The following is a 21,502-nucleotide window of genomic DNA, read 5'->3' on the forward strand; positions in this document are numbered from 1 at the left end:
GATGAAGCAGAAGGTCAACGACGAGCTGAAGCAGCACTTCCGCCCGGAGTTCCTGAACCGCATCGACGACACCATCGTCTTCCACCAGCTCCAGCAGGAGGAGATCCTCTCGATCGTGGACATCTTCGTGTCCCGGATCGAGGGCCAGCTCAAGAACAAGGACATGGGTCTGGAGCTGACCGACAACGCGAAGAAGTACCTGGCGAAGAAGGGCTTCGACCCGGTGCTGGGTGCGCGGCCGTTGCGCCGGACGATCCAGCGCGACATCGAGCCGCAACACCCCGACGAAGGCCCCCACCCTCCCCCCGAGGGTGGGGGCCTTCGCGCACCCCCCATTAGGAAAGCCAGTTCAGCGGAGGGCCCTGATCAGCCCGGCCCGAGGTAGCGGAGATCTGTCGCATATCCGCCGCGGTCGAGGTACGAGCACGTCGTCCGGTGCAGGCTCGTCGCGTACATCGTCGGCATCCGATCTGTGTGTGGTCCCGGCCGGCGCCCCACCCGCGCCGCTGTCCTGAAGAAGACAATGGCCCCCGCGATGTCCCGCCCGATGCGGGCTCGTGTCCCGGCGTCCCGGGAGCTTCGGTCGTTTTCGCTGCCCGAGCGGCGTGTCCGGCTGACAGAACCTCCTACCCGGTCGGGACATCCGCCCCATGGATCCGGGTCGACAGCGGTGGGCAGGATGGGCGCGAACACAGCGACGCCTTCACATTCGCTATTGGATAGAGGAGATCGGATGTCCACCGAGGCCCAGAACGCGATCTTCGCGGTCGCCGCCGACAACAAGTGGGTCCACGTCTACCGCGACGTGAAGACCCTGCTCGCCGAGACCGACATGGGCGTCGGCCATGAGCAGAACGTCACGAACACCATCGAGTTCTTCAACGTGGCCGGCAAGCGGCTGCTCCCCGCGTTCGGCCGTGACTGGGCGCTGGTCGACCTGACCGAGAGCGGCGACCCGGCCGACCCGGCCGCGGTCCACAACCGCATCTCGCTGGTCATCGACAAGACCAAGGCGATGATCCTGGAGCACGCGGACGAGTTCACCCAGGCCGGCTTCAACCCGCAGACGACCATCTCCCAGCTGCCCGTCACGGCCGGCAAGTCGCTCATCGAGGTCGCGGACGAGCTCGAGCCGAACTTCGGCGCGCTCACCGAGCCGCCCGCGGTCCGGTCCCTGGTCATGATGACCCAGGGCAGCGCGCTGCACATGCTGCTCTGCCACAGCTGGTAAGAACAATCCACCACACACCATCTGCATAGGAGTCACGATGCCCAGGACCCGTGGTTGGCTCGGGACTCCGAGCGGAGCCATAGCCGCGGCCACCTTCGTCATCGCGGTGCTTGCCGTCATCGGCCAGCTGGTCAGCGACAACCCGTACATGCTGGACTTCATCGGCCTGAACGCGGCCATCGCGGTCGCGTTCACCGCCGCCGGCATGCTGGTGCTCACCGGTGCGCCGCGACACCCGGTCGGCCTGCTCATGACGGTCGGCGGGCTCAGCGCCGCGATCTCCGTGCTGGCCGGCTCCTGGAACGGCACCGTGGTCACGGTCTGGCTCAGCAAATGGCTGTGGTGGCCTCCGTTCGGCCTGGTGCTGTTCGCCCTGCTGCTCTTCCCGGACGGGAAACTGCCGTCCCGCCGCTGGCGCCCGGTCGCCTGGGCGCTCGCGGCCTCGGTCCTGATCGCCACCATCGGCCTCGCCGGCGTCGCGATCGACCGGCCGTACGCGTTCCTGATCGAGGTCAGCCCCGAGTACACGCCGCTCGGCCGGGCCGCACTGCTGGTGGCACTGCTCGGCGTCGGCATCACGCTGGCGCTGGGCATCGCGATCGTCGGATCGCTGTGGGCACGGTGGCGTGTGGCCGAGGGGGACACACGCCGCCAGCTCGCCTGTCTCATCCCGGCCTCGGTGCTGATGGTGATCGGCATCGGGCTGGACGCGCGCTTCGGCTTCCCGATCGCGTTCCCGCTGATCGCGGTCGCGGTCCCGATCGCGATGGCCGTCGCCATCCTGCGGTACCGGCTCTACGGCCTCGACCGCACCGTCAACCGCACCACGGTCTGGCTCGTCATGACGCTGCTCGTGCTGGTCACGTTCGTCGTCGTGGTGACCGCGCTGCGCACGGTGCTGGTCGGGGACGACAACTCCACGAACGCGTCGCTGGTCGCCACCGGGCTGATCGCGGTCGGCTTCGAACCGGTGCGCCGGCGCGTGCAGCAGAGCGTCGACCAGCTGCTCTACGGGGACCGCGCCAATCCGTACAAGGTGATCGGTGTGCTTCTGGATCTTCTCCGGCACACCGCGGAGTACGGCGACGTGCTGCCGCGCCTGACCAGCGCGGTCGCGGAATCGCTGCGCCTGCCCTACGTCGCGGTCGCGCTCACCGACGCGGACGGCACGCGGATCGTCGCCGAGCACGGCGAGCGCAGCAGCCACCTCGAGACGTTCGCCATGCAGACGCACGGCAAGGAGGTCGGGCGGCTGCTCGTCGGCCGTCGCAGCCCCGGCAGCCATTTCACCGCCCGCGAACGCCGCCTGCTGGCCGACGTCGCGCTCAACGCGGCGATGGCCGCCGAGGCCACCCGCCTGATCCAGGATCTCCGCCAGTCCCGCGAACGCCTGGTCATGGCGCGCGAGGAGGAACGCCGCCGCCTGCGCCGCGACCTGCACGACGGCGTCGGCCCGGCGCTGACCGGCATCGCCATGCAGATCCGTGCGGCCCGCAAGCTCTCCGGTCCGTCCAAGGTCACCGAGATCCTCGACGGACTCACCGGCGACCTGCAGATCTGCACCGCCGAGGTCCGCGCGCTGGTCACCGCGCTGCGGCCGCCGGTGCTGGACCGGGGTCTGGGCGAGGCGCTGCGCGCGGAGTGCCAGCGCTTCGACGGCGAGGACCTGGAGGTCACGTTCGAGTGCCACGGCGACCTGACCGGGCTGCCCGCCGCGGTCGAGGTCGCGGCGTACCGGATCGTCTCCGAGTCGCTCAACAACGTGGCCCGCCACGCCCGCGCCCGGCACTGCCACGTCGCCGTCACCCGCGGCACCACGCTCGACCTCGAGGTCATCGACGACGGCGTCGGCCTGCCCACCTCGGACACCGGCCGCGCGGGCGTCGGCCTGCAGTCCATGCGCGAGCGTGCCGAAGAGCTCGGCGGCGAATGCGCCATCACCTCCACGGTCCCGCACGGCGCCGCCGTCCGCGTCCACCTCCCCATCGCGGCTTCCGCCTGAAACCCCCGAAAAAGCCCAAAGCTTTAGATCTTCCCGCTTCCAGCGTGGTCACCTTCCGCATGCTCCCGCGGGCACCGGTCGTCGCCGGCGCTCCTCCCTGCCGGATCCGTGGGTGGCAAAGGGCGACCGAAACCCTTGTCTCACAACGGATTCGGGGGCTTGAGGGCTAGTGTGTCCGCAAGATTACAATAAGTAGTGAAAGGCCAGCTGAGGGCTGGTTGCCGCCAGATGTGCGGTTCGGGGGATCAAGCGGGAAAACGATGTTTTGGCCGTAAGAAGGTCGTCAGCCGAGGGGGCGGTGCCGACCGGGCTACGGTGCGCACTATCGTCTTCTGCTTGTCGGAGGCGGTTGGTGGGGGCCCGCCGCACAACGGCCCGGAGTACTGAAGGCGGCGGCACAATGGCCCAGATGAAACGCGTCCTCGTGGTGGATGACCACCCGGTGGTACGCCGCGGCCTGCGCGCGATGCTGGAGAGCGAGTCCTGGGTCTCCGAGGTGCTGGAGGCGGCCACGGTCGCGGACGCGGTCCGTGAGGCGGTGGCCGGCCAGGCCGACGTCATCGCCATGGACTTCGCGCTGCCGGACGGCGACGGCATCGAGGCCACCCGCCGCATCCTCGCCGCCCGGCCCTCCTGCCGGATCGTCATGCTGACCATGAGCGACGACCAGGACGTGGTGATCAACGCGTTGCGGGCCGGCGCCGCGGGCTTCGTGGTCAAGGACGACGACCCCGACGTGGTGATAGACGCGTTGCGTACCGCCGGGAACGGTGGGGTGGTCCTCGGACCGTCGGTCACCGCGAGCGTGCTCGACGGCGTGGGGCGCGCGAAGGAGCTGCCCGCGCCGTTCGACCGGCTCACGCCGCGCGAGCGCGAGATCGTCGGCCACCTGCTCAGCGGCGAGGCGAACGCGGAGATCGCCCGTCACCTGACCGTCAGCGAGAAGACGATTCGCAACCAGCTGACCGCGGTCTTCGCGAAGATCGGGGTGACCGACCGGACGCAGGCGGTGCTACGGGCCCGCGATGTGGGTATGCCTCCGGCGCACTGACTGATCAACACGTAGGGACGTCGGATGGCGCTTGAGATCGTCGTGGTGCTCGGCGCCATGGTGCTGTTCTGCAACGCGGTCGCCGCCCGGGTGTGGGTGGCGCCGCCGGTGCTGCTGCTCGGCGCCGGCGTGCTGCTCGGCCTGGTGCCCGCGTTCCAGGAGGTGCACCTCCCGCCGGACGTGATGCTGCTGCTGTTCCTGCCCGCGCTGCTCTACGTGGAGAGCCTCACCACGTCGCTGCGCGAGATCCGCTACATGCTGCGCGTCGTGCTGCTGATGAGCACGGTGCTGGTCGTCGCCACGGCCGGCGGCGTCGCCTGGATCGCGCACGAGATCGGCCTGGCCTGGGGGCCCGCCTGGGTGCTCGGCGCCGCGCTCGCGCCCACGGACGCGACCGCGGTCGGCGTGCTCGCCCGCGCGCTGCCCCGCCGCACCATGACCGTTCTCAGAGCGGAAAGCCTGATCAACGACGGTACGGCGCTGGTGCTCTACGGCGTCGCGGTCTCGCTCACCATCGGCGAGGAGACGCTGAGCTTCCCGCACATCGGCTTCCTGTTCGCGGTCTCCTACGTCGGCGGCGTCCTGGTCGGCCTGCTCGTCGCCGGCGCCGGCCTGCTTATCCGCGCGCGCCTGGACCGGCCGATGCACGAGAACCTGGTGTCGCTGCTGACGCCGTTCAGCGCGTTCCTGCTGGCCGAAGCCGTGGAGGCGTCCGGCGTCCTCGCGGTCGTGGTCGCCGGGCTGGTGCTGAGCCGGGTCGGGCCGCGGGTGATGCGCGCGGACACCCGGCAGCAGGCGTTCGCGTTCTGGCAGCTGTCCACGTTCGCGCTCAACGGCGCGCTGTTCGTGCTGGTCGGGCTGCAGATCACCGACTCGGTGCGGCAGTTGCCGCCGGGCGGGCTGGGCGAGGCGCTGATCGCGGTCGGCGTGATCAGCGCGGGCGTGGTCGGCGTCCGGTTCCTGTGGAGCTTCACCACGCCGTACCTGATCAGAGCGCTCGACCGCCGCCCCAGCCAGCGTGAACGCCGCGCCACGGCCCGCTCCCGGGTGGTGACGTCCTCGGCCGGGTTCCGCGGCGCGGTCTCGATGGCGGCCGCGCTCGCGGTCCCGGTCACGCTCCGCTCCGGCGAGCCGTTCCCGGACCGCGAACTGATCATCTTCGTGACGTCCGGCGTCATCGCGGTCACGATCGTGGTCGGCGGGCTGCTGCTGCCGCTGATCGTGCGCTGGGCGCGGCTGCCGGAGGACACCGAGGTCGAGGCCGAGACGCACCTGGCCGAGCTGGAGGCCACCCGCGCCGCGATCGAGGCGCTGCCCGAGGTCGCGGAACGGATGCGGATCCCGGCGCTGGTCGCGGAACGGCTGCGCCTCGAGTACGAGCAGCACCTGCGCCACATCGAGTCCACCGACGACGGCGAGTCGGACGCGCTGGACGCGCTGCGACTGGAGATGGTCCAGTACAAACGCATGATCGTGGTCGGCCTGCGCGACGAGCGCCGCATCGACGACATCGTGCTCCGCCGCCTGCAGCTCCGCCTGGACATCGAGGAGCTGCGCCTGGCAAACCGTGGCTCCAACGACGGCGATTGAACCCTGGACGTGCTCCGGCCCGTACCTCAGCCGACAACGCTTGAGGGAAAGGCCGGTCCATGCCTGCTGGACGCCGGATGCCTGCCGGACACCGCACACCGGGCGATCTCCGGACGCCACGCGCGGCGCCGGGTGACCGCCGGACGCCGGATGATCGCCCGGTGCCAGGCGGCGGCCGCCGGATCCTGGGCCAACTCTCGACCTCCGGTGATCGCCGACGTGTGCTGCGGGTCGCCGCCGCTGCGATCGTCGCCGCGGTGAGCGCGCTGGTCGCGGCGCCCGCGCCCGCGTTCGCGCACGGCGCGCCAACGAACCCGATCAGCCGGTCGGCCGCCTGCGGGCCCGAGGGTGGCGGCGCGCGCGACTCCGCGGCCTGCGACGCGGCCCGCGCGGCCGGGTTCGCCCAGTGGGACAACCTGCGCGTCGCGGGCGTGAAGGGCCGCGACCGCCAGGTGGTCCCGGACGGGGAGCTGTGCAGCGGCGGCCTGCCCGCCTACCGGGGCTGGACCTGCCGCGCGCGGACTGGCCGTCGACCACGCTGAAGCCGGGCGCGACGATCACGGCCGCCTACCGCGGGACGATCGCGCACCCGGGCGAGTTCCGGATGTTCGTGACCCGCCCCGGCTACGACCCCGACGCGCCGCTGACCTGGGACGACCTTGAGGCGGAACCGTTCTTCGCGGTGACGGACCCGCCGTTCCGCAACGGTTCCTACGCGATGAAGGTGACGCTGCCGGCCGGCCTGACCGGACACCACCTGATCTACACGATCTGGGAGAACACCGGGCCGGACACGTACTACTCCTGCTCCGACGTGATCTTCACGGCCCCGTCCCCGTCGGCGGCACCGAAGCCGGTCCCCAGCGACCCGGCGCCGAGCGAGACCGCGTCGGCCGAGGCGTCCCCGAGCGCGTCGGGCGCGGCCCCCAGCGAGGCGCCGGCCGTGGCGGAGAGCGAGTCCGCCGCGCCCGCCAACCTGGTCGCGTCGCGGTCCAGCCTCGGCACGCCGCCGATGTTCACGCTGGTCGCGGCCGTGCTGCTGGCCCTGCTCGCCGCCACCGGCATCACGCTGCTCGTCCGCCGTCGCCGCGCCGCCGGCCGGCCCACCGCCGGCGACACCGCGGTGGACTGACCGCTCAGCCGGCGGTGACCTGTCGGCGCCGCCGCGGACCGACCGGTCGGACACGAACGCCACGTGGACTGACCGGTCAGGTACGGCGGACTGACCGGTCAGGCAGGCGGGGGAGTGGCGGGGACGCCGCCGGTGAGCGCCTCGCGGAGGCTGCGGACCTCGTCCGCGATGGCCAGCAGCGCGCGGACCTGCGCCTCGGCGATCAGCCGGTCGCCGGCCGGGTTGGCGGACGCCTCCTCGATGATGCGGAGCGCTTCTTCACGGTTGTTCCGGTGATCGACCATCGAAGCTCCTCAGGAGTCATGGTGCATGCCCTGCCTCCATCCAAGCCCGCGGACCGCCGGAACGCAGCCGGTCGGCCGATCATTTTTTGCGCCCGATCTACCCCGGCAGTCCCGGCCGCCGCAGATACAGCCAGGCGTGCCCACCGGCCGTGATCCGCCGGAACGCGGCCGGGTCCGGCGGCCCGTCCCCGCCCGCCACCGTGTCCCGGAACAACGCATCCGGCACCACCAGCGCAAACGCGGCATCCTGATGCTCCGACAGTGCGGCCCGGACCGCCGCGGCCTCCAGCAACGCGCCCAGCGCCTGCTCCGCGGCACACGCCTGATCAACGGCCGGCTCCCGGTCGTGCCGTTCCCACAGCGTGCGGTGCAGCGCGAACCGCAGCCGCACACCGTCGGAGACGGACCTGCGGGCCGACCGGGCCGCCACCGCGGCCGCGAGCACCGACACCAGCCCCGGCACGTCCGTCTCCGGCGGCAGCGTGGCGAAGCGCCCCGCGCCCAGCGGGCGGCGGTCGCCGACGCCGGCCGCGGCCAGCACCTCCGCGACCGCGACGCCGTCCGGGTCCGAGGCCGGGTCGGCGGGGGCCGCGGCCAGCCAGAGGCGGGTGGCGGGGGACGGGCCGGGGGAGTCGGGGACCGGGACGGAGAACGCCAGCGGCCGGGGTGCGGAGACGCGGCGCAGCGCGGGGCCGGACAGGTCCGCCTCCGCGGTCAGGAAGCCGAGCAGCGTGGACACGCCGGGCGCGATCTCCAGCAGCGCGTGGCCGGACAGGTCGCGCGGCAGGTTCGGCGCGGCCCGCCGGTCCGTGAACCGCCAGCCGAACCGGGACGTCCCGGCGCCGTCCACGGTGGCGGCCGGTGTCCCGGACCGGAGGAACCCGGCCGCGGCCCGCAGCGCCCGCCAGGCCAGCGGCGTCGAGCAGCCGCCGTCCGGGGAGATGCCGAACTCGCCCGCGTCCGCGTGCACCGCGAGCGCGACGACGCGGCACGGGTCCGGGTGGCGCAGGTCGACGCGGAGCGCGGCCGCGGCGTACCGTTCACCGCGCCGCACCGGGGGCAGCCCCAGCGGGAAGACCGCGCCGGCGAACCGTGCGCCGGGCGTGGCGGTGGCGCGCAGCGGGGCCGGCAGGTCGGCCACGGCCACGGGATAGAGCAGCGGACGGCCGCAGGCGAAGCGGACCAGACTCGCCGGAATGTGCCGGGCAGTGGATCTCGCCGCCATCGGTGCGCCTCCGCGTGAGCTTTCGGCTGCCGGAGCCCCCGTCCGGCTCCTCACTCTGGCATCGGCCGCCGGGCCGGGACAACGACCGAACGTCGCACCCATTCCGGCTCATCTGCACGTCACGCACCATCCACGAACACAAGAAGCATGCGGGGGTACGGGACGCGCGTCCCGTACCCCCGCATGCTTCTTGAAGATCGTCAGCGTCGCAGCGTCGGCGCGAGCAGCGGTCCTCGACGGCCCCGGCCGCGCGTCGGCGGGCCGAAACCGTCGTCGTCCTCCTCCGAGGCCGCGGGATCGATCCGGGAGCGGCGCATGACCGTCACCAGCAGCACGCCGCCGATCGCGGTCATGCCGATGCCCATCACGATGATCAGCGGCCCGAGGCCGTTGAAGAACGTGGTCTGGCCCTCCGCGGTGGTGAGGTCGACCCCGGCCGCTTGGTTTCCCTGCTCGGCGGCCGGTGCGTCGGTGTCGTCCTCCGCCGCGGTGCCGGCTTCGGGAGTTTCCTCATCATCGGGGCTGGCCTCGGATCCACCGGTGTCGTCCTCGTCTACTGTGCCGGGATTGTTCTGCGCGGCGTCGTCATCGTCGTCGTCGTTCGCGCGGTTGTTGCCGGTGCCCTGCAGCACCTGCCGGGTCTCCACCGTGCGGTCGAGCCGGTCGGCGTTGGCGCTGTTGAACGCCTCGCCGATGAAGTCGACCCGCCCGTCCGGCGCGTTGCCGGTGAACGTCACCCGGTACCGGACCTCGACGCGCTGCTCCTGGCAGAGCTGTGCGTTCGTGGGTACGACCGGCGCGCTGGACACCGCGTTCTCGGTGAGCTGCACGGTGTTGAGCGGCACCCAGGTGCCGTTCTCGTTGACCGCGATCTCGATCTCGTTGCGCTGCAGGCCGGTCATCTGCACGGTCATCAGCGTCTTCACCCGGACGCAGTTACGGTCCGTGCGGGTGACCTGCAGCCTGGCCTCACGCGGCACGTTGTCGGTGGCCAGGTCGCTGGAGACACGCAGACTGACCTGGCCGGGTTCGGCGTGGGCGGGCGAGGCCGCCAGGAAGACGCCACCGGCCAGTCCGGCGATCGTGGCACCGACCCGCAGTGACCAGCTTGGCCTCGCGGCCGCGACTGTTCTGCTCGTCACGCGAAACGCCTCCTCCCCGTCCGGGCGCGATGCCGGCCGGTGTGTCGGTCCAGAACCCATCCGTTGCGAGATACGGCCACCGGGCGAGGAAGGTTCAAGCGTTCATTCTTTGCGGCAATTCCTAGGGTTTCGGAAACATGACCGTAATGCGGAGTCCGCCGGCCGGGCCGGGCTCGGCCGTGATCACGCCGTCGTGCGCGGCCACGATCGACCGCGCGATGGCCAGACCCAGGCCGCTGCCGCCGCTGTGGTCCATCCGATCCGTGGCCAGCCGCGTGAACGGCTCGAACAGGCGGCCCACGTCCGCGGCCGGGACCGGCGGGCCGGTGTTGGTGACGATCAGCGCGGGCGAGTCGCCGACCTCCACGTGCACGGAGCCGCCGGGCGCGTTGTAGAGGATCGCGTTGTGCACCAGATTCCGGACCAGACGTTCCAGGAGCACGTCATCACCGGGTACGGTCCGCGGCCGCAGCGACCGCACCAGCGTGACCGACCGTTCCGCGGCCGGTACCGCGTGCGTGGTCACCACCTCGTCCGCGATCGCGTCCAGCCGCTGCGGGCGCCGCCCGGTCAGCCCCTGATCGGCCTGGCTGAGCACCAGCAGACCCTCGATCAGCCGCTCGTTGCGCGCGTTCGCGGCCAGCAGCTGGCTGGCCAGCAGCGTGGACTGCTCCGGCGTGAGCGGCACCGCCATGCCCACCTCGATCAGCGTGCGCTGCAGCGCCAGCGGCGTGCGCAGCTCGTGCGAGGCGTTCGCGGCGAACCGGCGCTGCGCGTCGTAGCCGGAGCCGATCCGGTCCAGCATCGTGTCCATCGCGCGGCCGAGCCGGGCCACCTCGTCACGCCGGCGGCGGCGCGGCGGCCGGACCCGGTGGCCCAGGTTCTGCGGGCCCATCTGCGCGATCACCGGCACCATGGCGCGCACCGGCAGCAGCACCCAGTAGGCCAGCAGCGGGAACAGCAGCGCGACCAGCACCAGCGTGCCGGCGAGCGGGCTGAGCCGGTCCAGCGGCAGGAACCGCTGGGCCTGCGCGCAGATCTCGGTGACGTCGCGGTACTCGAGGTCGTAGTACGACTCGGTCAGGCAGGTCCGGTCCAGGCCGGAGAGCGCGCTCGGCAGCCGCCACCAGTTCTGGTCGATGATCGCGGCCAGCAGCAGGACCCCGGCGAGGACCAGGGCAAGACGGGTACGGACGCTCACCGGCCCACACGGTACCCGGCGCGCGGCACCGTGTGCACGATCGGCGGTTCGCCGAGTTTGCGCCGCAACGTCATCACGGTCACCCGGATCACGTTGGTGAACGGGTCCGTGTGCTCGTCCCAGACCTGCTCCAGCAGATCCTCCGTGGTGACGGTCTGGCCGCGCGCCCGCATCAGCGCGTGCAGCAGGCCGAACTCCTTCGTGGTCAGCTGCAGCGGCCGCCCGTCCCGGGACGCGGCGCGCGCGGCCACGTCCACCACGATGCCGTCCTGCTCCAGCACCGGCGGCAGCGCGGGCGCGGTGCGCCTCCCCAGCGCACGCACCCGCGCCACCAGCTCCGCGAACGCGAACGGCTTCGTCAGGTAGTCGTCCGCGCCCAGTCCCAGCCCGGCCACCCGGTCGTAGACGCCGGCGGCCGCGGTCAGCAGCAGCAGGCGCGTCTCCGGGCGGTGCTGCGAGGCCCACCGGCACAGGTCGTCGCCGGTCTGGCCGGGCATGTCCCGGTCCAGCACGGCCACGTCGTAGCGGTTCACGGACAGCCGCTCGTGCGCGCCGTCGCCGTCGTAACAGACATCCACGGCCATCGCCTCGCGGCGCAGACCGAGCGCCACGGTGTCCGCGAGCAGCCGCTCGTCGTCCGCAACCAGAACCCGCACCGCAGTCACTCCCCGTCACCTGAGAACCGGCGCCTTGCATGATGGCAGATGGGTGGATAAGCCGGAGATAAAGAGCCGGTCGGGGTCTAGGGTCTGCGGGTGATGTATCGCTGGGCGGTCGCGTTGTTCACCGTGTGCTGTGTCGTGTGCGTCGGCGGCGCCGCGCTCGGCGAGGGCGGCTTCTACCCGACCGCGGCGGGCGCGCTGGCGCTGGCACTGCTGGCCGGCTACGTGATCACCGCGCCCTCCGGCGACCCGGGCGGCGTGTCCGGGCGGGCGCGGGCGCTGTTCTGCGGCGGGCTGCTCGCGGTCGCGGTGGCGGTCGTCGTGGTCTACCGGCCCCCGCGCGAACCGATGACCCTCGCCGAGATCCGGGAGGCTCTGTACGCCGGGGTGGTGTTCACCGAATCCGGACGGCCGTACCGGATCGCCGCGATCGCGCTGGCGGTGGCGCTGGCCGCGTTCCTGCTCGGCACGCTGTCGCTGCCCCGGGCCCCGCGCGGCGGATTCCTCACGGCCGGGCCGGCGATGCTCGCGGTGGTCGGCGTCGCGGCCGTGTTCCACCGCGTGGTCCCGCTGCCCACGCTGCCACTGCTGTTCGGCGGCCCGGTCCGCTTCGCACTCTCACTGGCGGCCGGGTTCGCGGGCGCGGTGCTCCTGCTGCTCCGCGCCGCGCGTCGCCGGGGATTCCCGGTCGGGGTGGCCGGCGTGCTGCTGGCGGCCGGATTCGGCGCGGTCGCGCTGCGCCTGCCCGGCCTGCTGGAGACGGCGGAGGCACTCACCCCGGCGATCCCGCAGGAGACGGTTCCACCGGACGCGTTCCTGCAGCCGGGGGTCGAGATCAGCGTCGCGGTGATGACCAGGCCACCGCAGGAGCCGGAGCCGCTGTGGGCCGGGTTCGAGGTCACGCTCCAGGCGGCGCTGCTGCTGGCCGGGCCGCTGCTGATCGTCGCGGGCGCGCTCGGCCTGCCGCGTCGCACATCGCCCGAGGAGCCGGTGGAGTCCTGAGCCTCCGCACGTTCCGGCGGAGCCTCGGCCCTGCCACCGTCAGGCCGGCACCGCGGCTCTCGCGGCCGTGGCGATGGGAGAAGCGACCCCCTTTGGCCATGCCGCTCACGCGGCAGCGACGGTCGGACCTCGGCCGTCGCTGCATGGCTCGTTCCCGTCGGCGCGCGAGCGCCCTCCGCCGCACGTGTGGCGGAGCCGGTGCCACCGCCGGCCCGACGATGCCGCCCGTCCTCCTCACGCGAGTGGCGTGCGTGAGCGCCCTCCGCCGTAAGCGCGGCGGAGCCGGTGCCACCGCCGGCCCGACGGCGCTGCCCGTCTCCCTCGCGCGGGCGGCGTGGAAGCTCCGGCCGTACCCCTAAAGAGGGAATTTTTTGGCTTTTAACGCCAAAAAGGGGACAAAAGGGTGGGATGGGAGGGTCAGCGAGGAAGTCAGGAAAGGCCGAAGCAGCGTGAGTCAGCCGTTCACCCTCCCCGAGTTCTACGTGCCGCACCCGGCCAGGCTCAATCCGCATCTCGAGGGCGCCCGCGTGCACTCGAAGGCCTGGGCCCGCGAGATGAACATGATCGAAGGCTCCGGGATCTGGGACGAGGCCGACTTCGACAACCACGACTACGCGCTGCTCTGCGCCTACACCCATCCGGACTCGGACGGGCCGGAGCTCGACCTGATCACCGACTGGTACGTGTGGGTCTTCTTCTTCGACGACCACTTCCTGGAGCTCTACAAGAAGACCCGCGACCAGGCCGGCGCCAAGGCCTACCTCGACCGGCTCCCCGCGTTCATGCCGATCGGCGACCTGAGCGCCATGCCGTCACCGACGAACGCGATCGAGGCCGGCCTCGCGGACCTGTGGCGGCGCACCGTGCCGGCCATGTCCGAGGCCTGGCAGGCGCGCTTCCGGGAGAGCACCGAGCACCTGCTGGTGGAGTGCGTCTGGGAGCTGTCCAACATCAGCGACGGGCGGCTGGCGAACCCGATCGAGTACGTCGAGATGCGCCGCAAGGTCGGCGGCGCGCCCTGGTCCGCGGACCTGGTCGAGCACGCGGTCGCCGCGGAGCTGCCGGCCCGGGTCGCGCTCACCCGGCCGCTGCGCGTCCTCAAGGACACGTTCTCCGACGCGGTGCACCTGCGCAACGACATCTTCTCCTACCAGCGCGAGACCGAGACCGAGGGTGAGGTCAACAACGGCGTCCTGGTCTTCGAGCGCTTCTTCCGGATCACCCCGCAGGATGCGGCGGACGCGGTCAACGACCTGCTCACCTCGCGCGTGCAGCAGTTCGAGAACACGGCGCTGACCGAGGTGCCGCTGATCGCGGCCGAGCACGGGCTGTCACCGTCCGAGGCGCTGGCCGTGGCCCGGTACGCGAAGGGCCTGCAGGACTGGCAGTCCGGCGGGCACGAGTGGCACCTGCGGTCCAGCCGGTACATGAACAAGGGCGCGCACCCCGGGCTCGGCCTGTCCGCGAACCGTCGGTTCACCAGCCGGCCGGGCGCGGGCACGGCCGGGGCCGGCCGGCTCAAGCAGCTCACGCACGCGCACTTCACGCCGGTGGGCGAGCTGCCGATGCCGGACTTCCACATGCCCTACGGGCTCCGGGTGAGCCCGCACCTGAACCGGGCCCGGGAGAACACGGTCACCTGGTCGCGGGACATGGGCTTCTTCCTGCCGGCCGTGGGCGTGCCCGGCCCGCCGGTGTGGAACGAGGAGCTGCTGCGCGGCTTCGACTTCGCGCTCTGCGCCGCGCACATCGCGCCGCAGTCGTCGCCGGAGCAGCTGGACCTGTCCTCGCAGTGGCTGAGCTGGGGAACCTACGCGGACGACTGGTTCCCGCTGGTCTTCAACCGCTCCCGCGACCACGGCGCCGCGAAGGCGCACGTGGCGCGGCTCGGCCAGTTCATGCCGCTGGACGACGTGACGCGCATGCCGGTGCCCGCGTGCCCGATCGAGGCCGGGCTCGCGGACCTGTGGCGGCGCACGGCCGGCCCGATGAACGGCGACCAGCGCGCACAGTTCCACCGCGCGGTCTCGGACATGCTGGACAGCTGGCTGTGGGAGCTGCGCAACCACCTGCAGCACCGCGTGCCGGACCCGGTCGACTACGTGGAGATGCGGCGCCGCACGTTCGGCTCCGAGCTGACCATGAGCCTGTGCCGGATCGCGCACGGAAACCTGCTGCCGCCGGAGATCTACCGCACCCGGACCATGCGCGGCCTGGACAACTCCGCCGCCGACTACGCCTGCCTGATGAACGACGTCTTCTCCTACCGCAAGGAGATCGAGTTCGAGGGCGAGCTCAACAACGGGGTGCTGGTCATCCAGCGCTTCCTGGAGATCACGCCGGAGCAGGCGATGCGGGTGGCGGCCGACCTGATGGCCGCGCGCCTCCAGCAGTTCGAACGCATCGCCGCGGACGAGCTCCCGGTCCTGTTCACCGATTTCGCGCTGAGCCCAGAAGCCGTGCAGATGCTCCGCGGGTACGTCGAGGAGCTGCGCGACTGGATGTCCGGCATTCTCGCCTGGCACCGCGGCACACAGCGCTACGAGGACGCGGACCTGCGCAAACTCCCGCACTCCCCGCGGAACGTGGCTCCGGCGCCCGCACCGCGGACGTCCCGGCTGCCGGGGCCGGTGGGTGTGCCGGGACGGCCGGTCACGGGCTCACATCTGCCGGTGCCGGCCGGGATGGCGTCGTCTTCCGGGGTGGCCGGTCGGCCGGGTGGGGCCGGCGTGCCGGTGTCCGTGGGCGGGCGCAGGCTGCCCGGCGCTCCCGGGGCGGCGGCAGCCCGCTTCCGGCCACGTGCGGCGGCTGCGCCGGCTGCAGCCGGGCCGAGCGAGGTGTCCGCGGCTCGCGGGGCCTCCGGTCCGCCGTCGCCGGGTACGGCGGTGCCGACCGGCGCGCCCGGTCTCCCGTCGCCGAGCGTGGCCGCACCGTCCGGTGCGTCCGCTCTCGTCGGTGCCTCCAGAGTGTCGACTGACGCGGTCGGATCCGTGCCCTCGGTCGTTCCCGCGGTCGGCGGCGTTCCCGCGCCGACCGCTCCTGCGCTGACCATGACGCTGCCCGGACCGTCCGGATTCGGTACCAGCGCGGCGCGCGCGTTCGCCCGCACGCCGGCCTCTCACTAGGCACGATCGCCGCTTCGGGCGCCACACTCCGATGTGGCGCCCGTTCGGCGTCGTCACGCCGATCAGCCGTCGGCGCCGGCGGCACAGTCGATGCTCCGGCCAGGCGGGCGACGCTCCGGGTGGCGAGACCGGGCAAGCCGCCGATCCGGCCGCGCGGCCGCCAACCCGGCCAGGCAGGCCACGGCCTAGCCGGACCGCCCCGCGGGCACGCGACGCGCACGAGCCTGCCGCACCGCCACCGCGTTCAGCCCCACGCCCCAGATCAGCGCCACCACCAGAAAGCGCGCCCAGTCCACCGCGCCCACCTCGCCGGACAGCAGCGTGCCCGCGACCGGGAACGGCGTGATCCACTCCCGCACGACCGCGAACGGCCCGGCGAGCCCGAGCAGCGCCCACACCCCCAGCGGAATCACGATCGTGGCGAGGCAGGCCACCCAGGCCGGCCTGATCAGCACGCCCAGCCCGGTGCCGGTCAGGTTCGCCACCGGCTGCACGAGCAGCCCGCCGAGCAGGACGAGCGCGGCGTGGTCCCACGCGCCCGCCACCTCCGGCCCGGTCGCTGCCAGGGCGGCCACGATCACCAGGTCCGTGAGGACGGCCACCCCGGCCGCGACGCCGACCGCGGAACCGAGCACGGGCGCGGCCCGCGCTGACGGATCAGCGACCAGGTCACGCCCGAGCAGCACGCCCAGGAACGGCAGCACCACGGACACGATCATGTGCGTCGGGAACGCGATGATCGCCAGCGTGCGCTCGCCGGCCGGCAGCGCGGTCGCCACCGCCACCGCGATCAGCACGCCCAGCAGCAGCGTGACCGCGAGAATCCATTGCCTGGCGCGGGTGGCGAGCACCCGCCCGAACGTTGACTGCATGAACATCGACCCCCGTATGCCTGTTCAGGCCATGATGCGGGGTCGGCACACAGCGCCGCCAGACCTGCCGGCACGATCGGTCACGCGGGAAGATCTCAGGACACGAGCGGGAACAGCGTCCCGGTGCCGCGACCGGTGGCGGCCTCGATGAACGCGACCGGATGCGGGATCGCGGCCAGGATCTCCGCCGTCTGCGCCAGCCCGGACGCGGGCACCGACGGCTCCCGCCCCAGCGCCCGCTGCAGGTCCAGCAGGTGCACCGTGGACTCGACCACGCCGATCCCGGCCGCCTCCGCGAGCGCCAGCCGCGCGATCCCGAAGTACTCGACCACGACCGGCCCGAGCCGTCGCGCCTCGGCCAGCGCGTCCGGCCCGACCGTCGCGAACGCGGCCGTGAGCTGCTCCGGGCGGTACTGCCCGGCGGCCTCGCGCGCCCCCTGCGCCACGCGCGGGGCCTGCAGCGCGGCCAGCCCGCCGGGACGGTTCAGGTCGCGCAGCAGCGAGGTGGCGGAGTCGTGCGTGGGCTCGTCCGTCCGGACCAGGCTCAGCATGTGCGCGAAGCCGTGCGGCCACGCGGCGAGGTGGGCGAAGAGGGCCTTGACGTCCCAGCCGTCGAGCCGGGTCGGGCGGGCCCAGCGGGCGGCGTCCAGATCGCGTCCGTGCGCCGCCCACACCGCCCACAGCTCGCCGAGCGCCGTCAGACGAGCGTCGAGCAACTGCTCCGCAGAGGACATGCAGCGAGGATATCGGGGGCCGGTGAATTTCCGCCCCGATGCGGGAACGGTTCAGTGATCCCGGTGGGTCGCCGCCCGTGCCAGGCCGGTCAGTTCCGCCGCCGCGTCCGCGTCCGGCCCGGCCGCGGCCAGTGCCTCGGACGCCTGGTGCAGCAGCGAGTCCCGGTGCGCGATGCACCAGGCCCGGCCGCCGGCCTCGTCGACCAGCCCGGCCACCCGGACCAGCTCCGAGTCGGTGAACGGCGACTCGCGCTCGTACAGCGTGACCAGCTCGCGTCCGGCGGGCGTGCCGGACGTGAGCGCGGCCAGCACCGGCAGCGACTTCTTCCGGCTGCGCAGGTCGGAGTGGTTCGGCTTGCCGGTGACCTCCGGGTCGCCCCAGATGCCGAGCAGGTCGTCGACCAGCTGGAACGCGAGCCCGACCAGCGCGCCGAAGCGGTCCAGGTGCGCGGCCCGCTCCGGACCGGCGCCGCCCAGCAGCGCGCCCAGCGCGCACGACGCCCCGAGCAGCGCGCCGGTCTTGTTGGAGGCCATCGCCAGCGCCTCCTCCAGGCGTACCGACGTGGTCTGCTCGAACCGCAGGTCCGCGGCCTGGCCGTCGATCAGTGCCTGGACGGCCGCGCACAGCCGCCGGATGGCCGGAACCACCGCCGGGTGCCCGGATCCGGCCAGCGCCTCGATCGCGGCGGCGAGCAGCGCGTCCCCGGCCAGGATCGCGGTGTCGATGCCGTAGACGGCCCAGACCGTGGGACGGTGCCGCCGGGTGGCGTCGCCGTCCATCACGTCGTCGTGCATGAGCGAGAAGTTGTGCACCAGTTCGACCGCGACCGCGGCGGGCACGGCCGCGGCCCGGTCCCCGCCCACCGCGGCGGCCGAGGCCAGCGCGAACGCGGGCCGCAGCGCCTTTCCGGCGAACGCGCGGGCCGGCACGCCGGCCGGGTCCCACCAGCCGAAGTGGTACCCGCTCGGCTGCGCGGCCGACGCCGGGAGCGCGTCGACCGCGGCCCGGAGCGCCGGCTCCACAAGGGAGCGTGACGGGGACTCCGCCGCGCCGGTCGGCCCGGCGGAGCCCCGTACCGTGGAAAGGGTGGTCATGACGTGGTGCCGATCTCGACGTGTTCCAGGACGCCGAGCGCGTCCGGGGTCAGCACCGCGGCCGAGAAGTAGTTGCTGACCAGGTACGACGTGATCGCGTTCGCGCCGATGCCCATGTACCGGACGTTGAGGCCCGGCTCGGTCTCGTGCGGGAGCGCCTTCGGGATCAGCCCGACCACGCCCTGGTCCTCGGCCCCGAGCCGCATCGCGATGATCGACGTGGTGCCGGCCCCGGTCACCGGGATCTTGTCGCAGGGCAGGATCGGCACGCCGCGCCAGGACGGTGCCTGCACGCCGCCGACCGTGACCGTGGGCGGTGTGAGCCCGCGCGCGCTGATCTCCCGGCCGATCGCCGCGATCGCGCGCGGGTGGGCCAGGATGACCTTGGTCCTGCGGCGGCGCGAGATCAGTTCGTCCAGGTCGTCCGGTGTGGGCGGCCCGGTACGCGACGGGATCCGCTGGGTCAGGTCCGCGTTGTGCAGCAGGCCGAAGTCGTGGTTGTTGACCAGTTCGTCCTCCTGCCGCTCGCGCAGTGCGGTGATGGTGATCCGCAGCTGCTCCTCGGCCTGGTCCATCGGCTGGTTGTAGAGGTCGGCGACGCGCGTGTGCACCCGGAGGACGGTCTGCGCGAGGCTCAGCTCGTACTCCCGCGGCTTCAGCTCGTAGTCGACGAACGTGCCCGGGATGGGCGGCTCGCCGTCGTGCCCGCTGGTCAGCGCGATGTCCGTCTCGCCGAACCTGTTGCGCGGAATCGCCTTCATCTCCGCGACCCACGTCCGCAAATATCCAATTAAATCGGAGCGAAGCGGGCCGTCCAGCGCGCTCAGCGTGTCCGCGGAGAGCGTCAGCACCGTGCAGGCGGTCTCGGCGCGGACCGTGTGCGGGTACGTCATCGGCGGCACCAGCAGCGTCGAGGTCAGCACCTCGCCGCCCACATGGTCCCCGTCCGCGATCATGCCGAGCCGCACCGGATCGCCGTATTCTCCGGCCTGCAGCCGCGACGCCTTGCCGTGCGCGATCAGCACCAGCTGGTCGACCGGCTGCCCGGCCTCCGCGATGATCGCGCCCGCGACGTACTCCCGCTGCACGAACCGGTCCGCCAGCCGGGCCAGCCCGGCCAGGTCCGGAAAACCGGACAGCACCGGGATCTCCCGCAGCGAGCCCGGGACCAGGCGCACCGCCGTGCCGTCGTTGACGAACCGCAGCCGCCCGTCCCCGGCCTGGTAGCGGGCGCGCCGGTTCACCCGGTACGCGCCGCCCGCCACCGGCACCCACGGCAGCATCCGCAGCAGCCACCGCGGCGAGTCGGCCGCGTTCTGCGGCCGCGTCTTCGTGGTGGTGGCGAGGTTGCGTGCCGCGGCCGGCCCGAGCGACCGACGGGCCTCGACAACGGGATCAGCAACCGCCGTCATCAGTCCTCACGCCCGAGCTCGACGTTCTCCAGCACCGCCAGCGCGTCCGGCACCAGCACGGCCGCGGAGTAGTACGCGCTGACCAGGTACTGGATGATCGCCTGCTCCGAGATGCCCATGAACCGCACGTTCAGGCCCGGCTGGTACTCGTCCGGGATGCCGGTCTGGTGCAGGCCCACCACGCCCTGCTTGTCGTCGCCCGCGCGCATCAGCATGATCGAGCTGGTCCGCCGCTCGGAGACGCCGATCTTGTTGCACGGGAAGATGGGGATGCCGCGCCAGGCCGGCACCTGGTGCCCGGCGATGTCCACCGACGACGGGTAGACGCCCCGCTTGCTGCACTCCCGGCCGAACGCCGCGATCGTGCGCGGGTGCGCCAGGAAGAACGTCGGGTCCTTCCAGACCAGTGCCAGCAACTCGTCCATGTCGTCCGGCGTCGGCGGGCCGGAGCGGGTGTAGATGCGCTGCTTCAGGTCCGCGTTGTGCAGCAGCCCGAAGTCCGAGTTGTTGACCATCTCGAACTCCTGGCGCTCGCGCAGCGCCTCGATGGTCAGCCGCAGTTGCTGCTCGACCTGGTCCATCGGCTCGTTGTAGAGGTCCGCGACGCGGCTGTGCACGCGCAGCACGGTCTGGGCGACGCTCAGCTCGTACTCGCGCGGCGACGCCTCGTAGTCCACGTAGGTGGCCGGCAGCGCGGGCTCGCCGTCGTGGCCGGACGCCAGCTCGATCGCGGCCTCACCGTGCTTGTTCTGCGGCCGCCCGCCCTTCTGCGACATGCGCTGGATGTGCGCGCGCAGCGGCTCCGCCTGGCCGTTGAGCTGCTGCATCGCCTGCGCGGGCAGCTCCAGCACGGTGCACGAGGTGATCGTCTTGACCGTGTACTGCCAGCGGCCCGGCGTGCCGGTCAGCACCTGCTCGCCGAAGTAGTCGCCGTCCGCCATCAGGCCGAGCACGGTCTGGTCGCCGTACTCGCCCGCGCCGATCTTGTTCACCTTGCCGTGCGCGATCAGGTAGACCCGGTCCGCGGTCTGGCCCTCGGTCACGATGACCTCGCCCGGCGCGTACTCCCGCTGCTGGAACCGTTCCGCCAGCGCGGCCAGCGCGCCCGCGTCGGTGAACCCGCGCAGCGGCGGCAGCTCGGTCAGCTCCAGCGGCACCACCTTGACCTGCGAGCCGGTCGTCGTGAACGTCACGCGCCCGTCGCCGATCGCCAGGCTCAGCCGCCGGTTGACCCGGTAGACACCGCCGGAGACCTGCACCCAGGGCAGCATCTTCAGCAGCCACCGCGAGGTGATCCCCTGCATCTGGGGCGCGGTCTTGGTCGTGGTGGCCAGGTTCCGTGCCGCCGCCGGCCCCAGGCTCTGGCGCTGCGGCTGGTCGCCGTTCTCGGCGGGCCGGGTCCCTACCGTGTCCAGGAGAGTCACGCGCGTTACTCCGATCGATGCGGTTCGAATGTGAATGCTCCGCAGCCCACACCGCTTCCACGGCATGGTCGGCTGAGGGAAGACACGGGAACAGCGCCCGCCGCACCTTTCCAGCACCCGGGCGTCCCGCGATGACAAAAATATGCAAGATCCCCCAAAACGGACGCGAAGAAACGCCGAAAACCTTCGTTAGTTCCTAGAAACCCCAAAAACCTCAAAACCCTTTAAAACCTGATAAGGGGGTACGCCGGCACGCGCGCCACGAGCCGGGGGAATCCCGGGCCGTCTTCACAATTCGTGGCATCCGGTCGTCCTCCG

At 72.3% G+C, this 21,502-nt stretch carries 16 protein-coding genes and 2 pseudogenes; 8 read left to right on the forward strand and 10 right to left on the reverse strand.

Translation table 11 applies throughout. The features are described 5' to 3' along the window. The 6 genes and pseudogenes from OP04_RS00005 to OP04_RS48280 form a co-directional block, all read left to right on the forward strand. A pseudogene (locus OP04_RS00005) lies at nucleotides 1-385 on the forward strand (hypothetical protein); the annotation flags it as partial. Between the two features lie 348 nt (nucleotides 386-733). Beyond that, the gene (locus tag OP04_RS00010) at nucleotides 734-1,231 is read left to right on the forward strand and encodes a hypothetical protein (RefSeq protein ID WP_033337357.1); all 498 of its coding nucleotides are present in this window, start codon (nucleotides 734-736) and stop codon (nucleotides 1,229-1,231) included. 37 nt (nucleotides 1,232-1,268) lie between these two features. Beyond that, on the forward strand, nucleotides 1,269-3,233 hold the full coding sequence (locus tag OP04_RS00015) for a sensor histidine kinase (protein ID WP_085066102.1): 1,965 nt from the start codon (nucleotides 1,269-1,271) through the stop codon (nucleotides 3,231-3,233). A gap of 409 nt (nucleotides 3,234-3,642) precedes the next feature. Then, nucleotides 3,643-4,284: a response regulator gene (locus tag OP04_RS00020; protein WP_232323407.1), complete on the forward strand. Its 642-nt coding sequence runs from the start codon at nucleotides 3,643-3,645 to the stop codon at nucleotides 4,282-4,284. A gap of 24 nt (nucleotides 4,285-4,308) precedes the next feature. Further along, nucleotides 4,309-5,874: a Na+/H+ antiporter gene (locus tag OP04_RS00025; protein WP_033337359.1), complete on the forward strand. Its 1,566-nt coding sequence runs from the start codon at nucleotides 4,309-4,311 to the stop codon at nucleotides 5,872-5,874. A 77-nt stretch (nucleotides 5,875-5,951) separates the two neighbouring features. After that, nucleotides 5,952-7,006: pseudogene (locus tag OP04_RS48280) on the forward strand (lytic polysaccharide monooxygenase). Nucleotides 7,007-7,104: 98 nt separating this feature from the next. Here the strand turns inward: OP04_RS48280 and OP04_RS00035 are convergent. From OP04_RS00035 to OP04_RS00055, 5 genes are all read right to left on the reverse strand, one after another. Beyond that, nucleotides 7,105-7,290, reverse strand: coding sequence for a hypothetical protein (locus OP04_RS00035; protein ID WP_033337360.1), 186 nt, complete (start codon nucleotides 7,288-7,290; stop codon nucleotides 7,105-7,107). Between the two features lie 97 nt (nucleotides 7,291-7,387). After that, complete coding sequence (locus OP04_RS52830) at nucleotides 7,388-8,515, reverse strand: hypothetical protein (protein WP_033337361.1); 1,128 nt, start codon at nucleotides 8,513-8,515, stop codon at nucleotides 7,388-7,390. Nucleotides 8,516-8,715: 200 nt separating this feature from the next. Then, a complete protein-coding gene (locus OP04_RS00045) occupies nucleotides 8,716-9,657 on the reverse strand; it encodes a hypothetical protein (protein WP_033337362.1) in 942 nt (313 codons plus the stop codon). Between the two features lie 121 nt (nucleotides 9,658-9,778). Continuing rightward, nucleotides 9,779-10,858 (reverse strand): sensor histidine kinase, encoded by a 1,080-nt coding sequence (locus OP04_RS00050; protein WP_033337363.1) that lies wholly within the window; start codon nucleotides 10,856-10,858, stop codon nucleotides 9,779-9,781. Beyond that, a complete protein-coding gene (locus OP04_RS00055; RefSeq protein WP_033337364.1) occupies nucleotides 10,855-11,514 on the reverse strand; it encodes a response regulator transcription factor in 660 nt (219 codons plus the stop codon). Before OP04_RS00055 ends, OP04_RS00050 begins: the two co-directional genes overlap by 4 nt. A gap of 99 nt (nucleotides 11,515-11,613) precedes the next feature. Here OP04_RS00055 and OP04_RS00060 point away from each other — a divergent pair, with 99 nt between their 5' ends. Both OP04_RS00060 and OP04_RS00065 read left to right on the forward strand, forming a co-directional pair. Further along, entirely contained in the window at nucleotides 11,614-12,522 is a 909-nt protein-coding gene (locus OP04_RS00060) for a hypothetical protein (RefSeq protein ID WP_157239052.1), read from the forward strand. A 449-nt stretch (nucleotides 12,523-12,971) separates the two neighbouring features. Next, a complete protein-coding gene (locus tag OP04_RS00065) occupies nucleotides 12,972-15,647 on the forward strand; it encodes a terpene synthase family protein (RefSeq protein ID WP_063746507.1) in 2,676 nt (891 codons plus the stop codon). Nucleotides 15,648-15,832: 185 nt separating this feature from the next. On the opposite strand, the gene OP04_RS00070 is transcribed toward OP04_RS00065, so the two are convergent. From OP04_RS00070 to OP04_RS00090, 5 genes are all read right to left on the reverse strand, one after another. Then, nucleotides 15,833-16,519, reverse strand: a complete 687-nt coding sequence (locus tag OP04_RS00070; RefSeq protein ID WP_157239054.1) for a hypothetical protein — start codon at nucleotides 16,517-16,519, stop codon at nucleotides 15,833-15,835. A 95-nt stretch (nucleotides 16,520-16,614) separates the two neighbouring features. Beyond that, nucleotides 16,615-17,253, reverse strand: coding sequence for a maleylpyruvate isomerase family mycothiol-dependent enzyme (locus tag OP04_RS00075; protein WP_033337367.1), 639 nt, complete (start codon nucleotides 17,251-17,253; stop codon nucleotides 16,615-16,617). Nucleotides 17,254-17,304: 51 nt separating this feature from the next. After that, complete coding sequence (locus tag OP04_RS00080; RefSeq protein WP_033337368.1) at nucleotides 17,305-18,348, reverse strand: family 2 encapsulin nanocompartment cargo protein polyprenyl transferase; 1,044 nt, start codon at nucleotides 18,346-18,348, stop codon at nucleotides 17,305-17,307. Then, the gene (locus OP04_RS00085) at nucleotides 18,345-19,760 is read right to left on the reverse strand and encodes a family 2B encapsulin nanocompartment shell protein (protein WP_033337369.1); all 1,416 of its coding nucleotides are present in this window, start codon (nucleotides 19,758-19,760) and stop codon (nucleotides 18,345-18,347) included. The genes OP04_RS00080 and OP04_RS00085 overlap by 4 nt, the downstream gene beginning before the upstream one ends. Continuing rightward, nucleotides 19,760-21,184 (reverse strand): family 2B encapsulin nanocompartment shell protein, encoded by a 1,425-nt coding sequence (locus tag OP04_RS00090; RefSeq protein WP_332309653.1) that lies wholly within the window; start codon nucleotides 21,182-21,184, stop codon nucleotides 19,760-19,762. The genes OP04_RS00085 and OP04_RS00090 overlap by 1 nt, the downstream gene beginning before the upstream one ends. Nucleotides 21,185-21,502 lie beyond the last annotated feature (318 nt).

It is taken from the genome of Catenuloplanes japonicus, assembly GCF_000717135.1.
GTDB lineage: Bacteria > Actinomycetota > Actinomycetes > Mycobacteriales > Micromonosporaceae > Catenuloplanes > Catenuloplanes japonicus.

Excerpts from the sequence above, each read along its gene's own strand:
- OP04_RS52830 (WP_033337361.1), bottom strand. The coding sequence starts at position 8,515 with ATGGCGGCGAGATCCACTGCCCGGCACATTCCGGCGAGTCTGGTCCGC.
- OP04_RS00075 (WP_033337367.1), bottom strand. The coding sequence starts at position 17,253 with ATGTCCTCTGCGGAGCAGTTGCTCGACGCTCGTCTGACGGCGCTCGGC.
- OP04_RS00070 (WP_157239054.1), bottom strand. The coding sequence starts at position 16,519 with ATGCAGTCAACGTTCGGGCGGGTGCTCGCCACCCGCGCCAGGCAATGG.
- OP04_RS00020 (WP_232323407.1), top strand. The coding sequence starts at position 3,643 with ATGAAACGCGTCCTCGTGGTGGATGACCACCCGGTGGTACGCCGCGGC.
- OP04_RS00015 (WP_085066102.1), top strand. The coding sequence starts at position 1,269 with ATGCCCAGGACCCGTGGTTGGCTCGGGACTCCGAGCGGAGCCATAGCC.
- OP04_RS00010 (WP_033337357.1), top strand. The coding sequence starts at position 734 with ATGTCCACCGAGGCCCAGAACGCGATCTTCGCGGTCGCCGCCGACAAC.
- OP04_RS00035 (WP_033337360.1), bottom strand. The coding sequence starts at position 7,290 with ATGGTCGATCACCGGAACAACCGTGAAGAAGCGCTCCGCATCATCGAG.
- OP04_RS00080 (WP_033337368.1), bottom strand. The coding sequence starts at position 18,348 with ATGACCACCCTTTCCACGGTACGGGGCTCCGCCGGGCCGACCGGCGCG.
- OP04_RS00085 (WP_033337369.1), bottom strand. The coding sequence starts at position 19,760 with ATGACGGCGGTTGCTGATCCCGTTGTCGAGGCCCGTCGGTCGCTCGGG.
- OP04_RS00025 (WP_033337359.1), top strand. The coding sequence starts at position 4,309 with ATGGCGCTTGAGATCGTCGTGGTGCTCGGCGCCATGGTGCTGTTCTGC.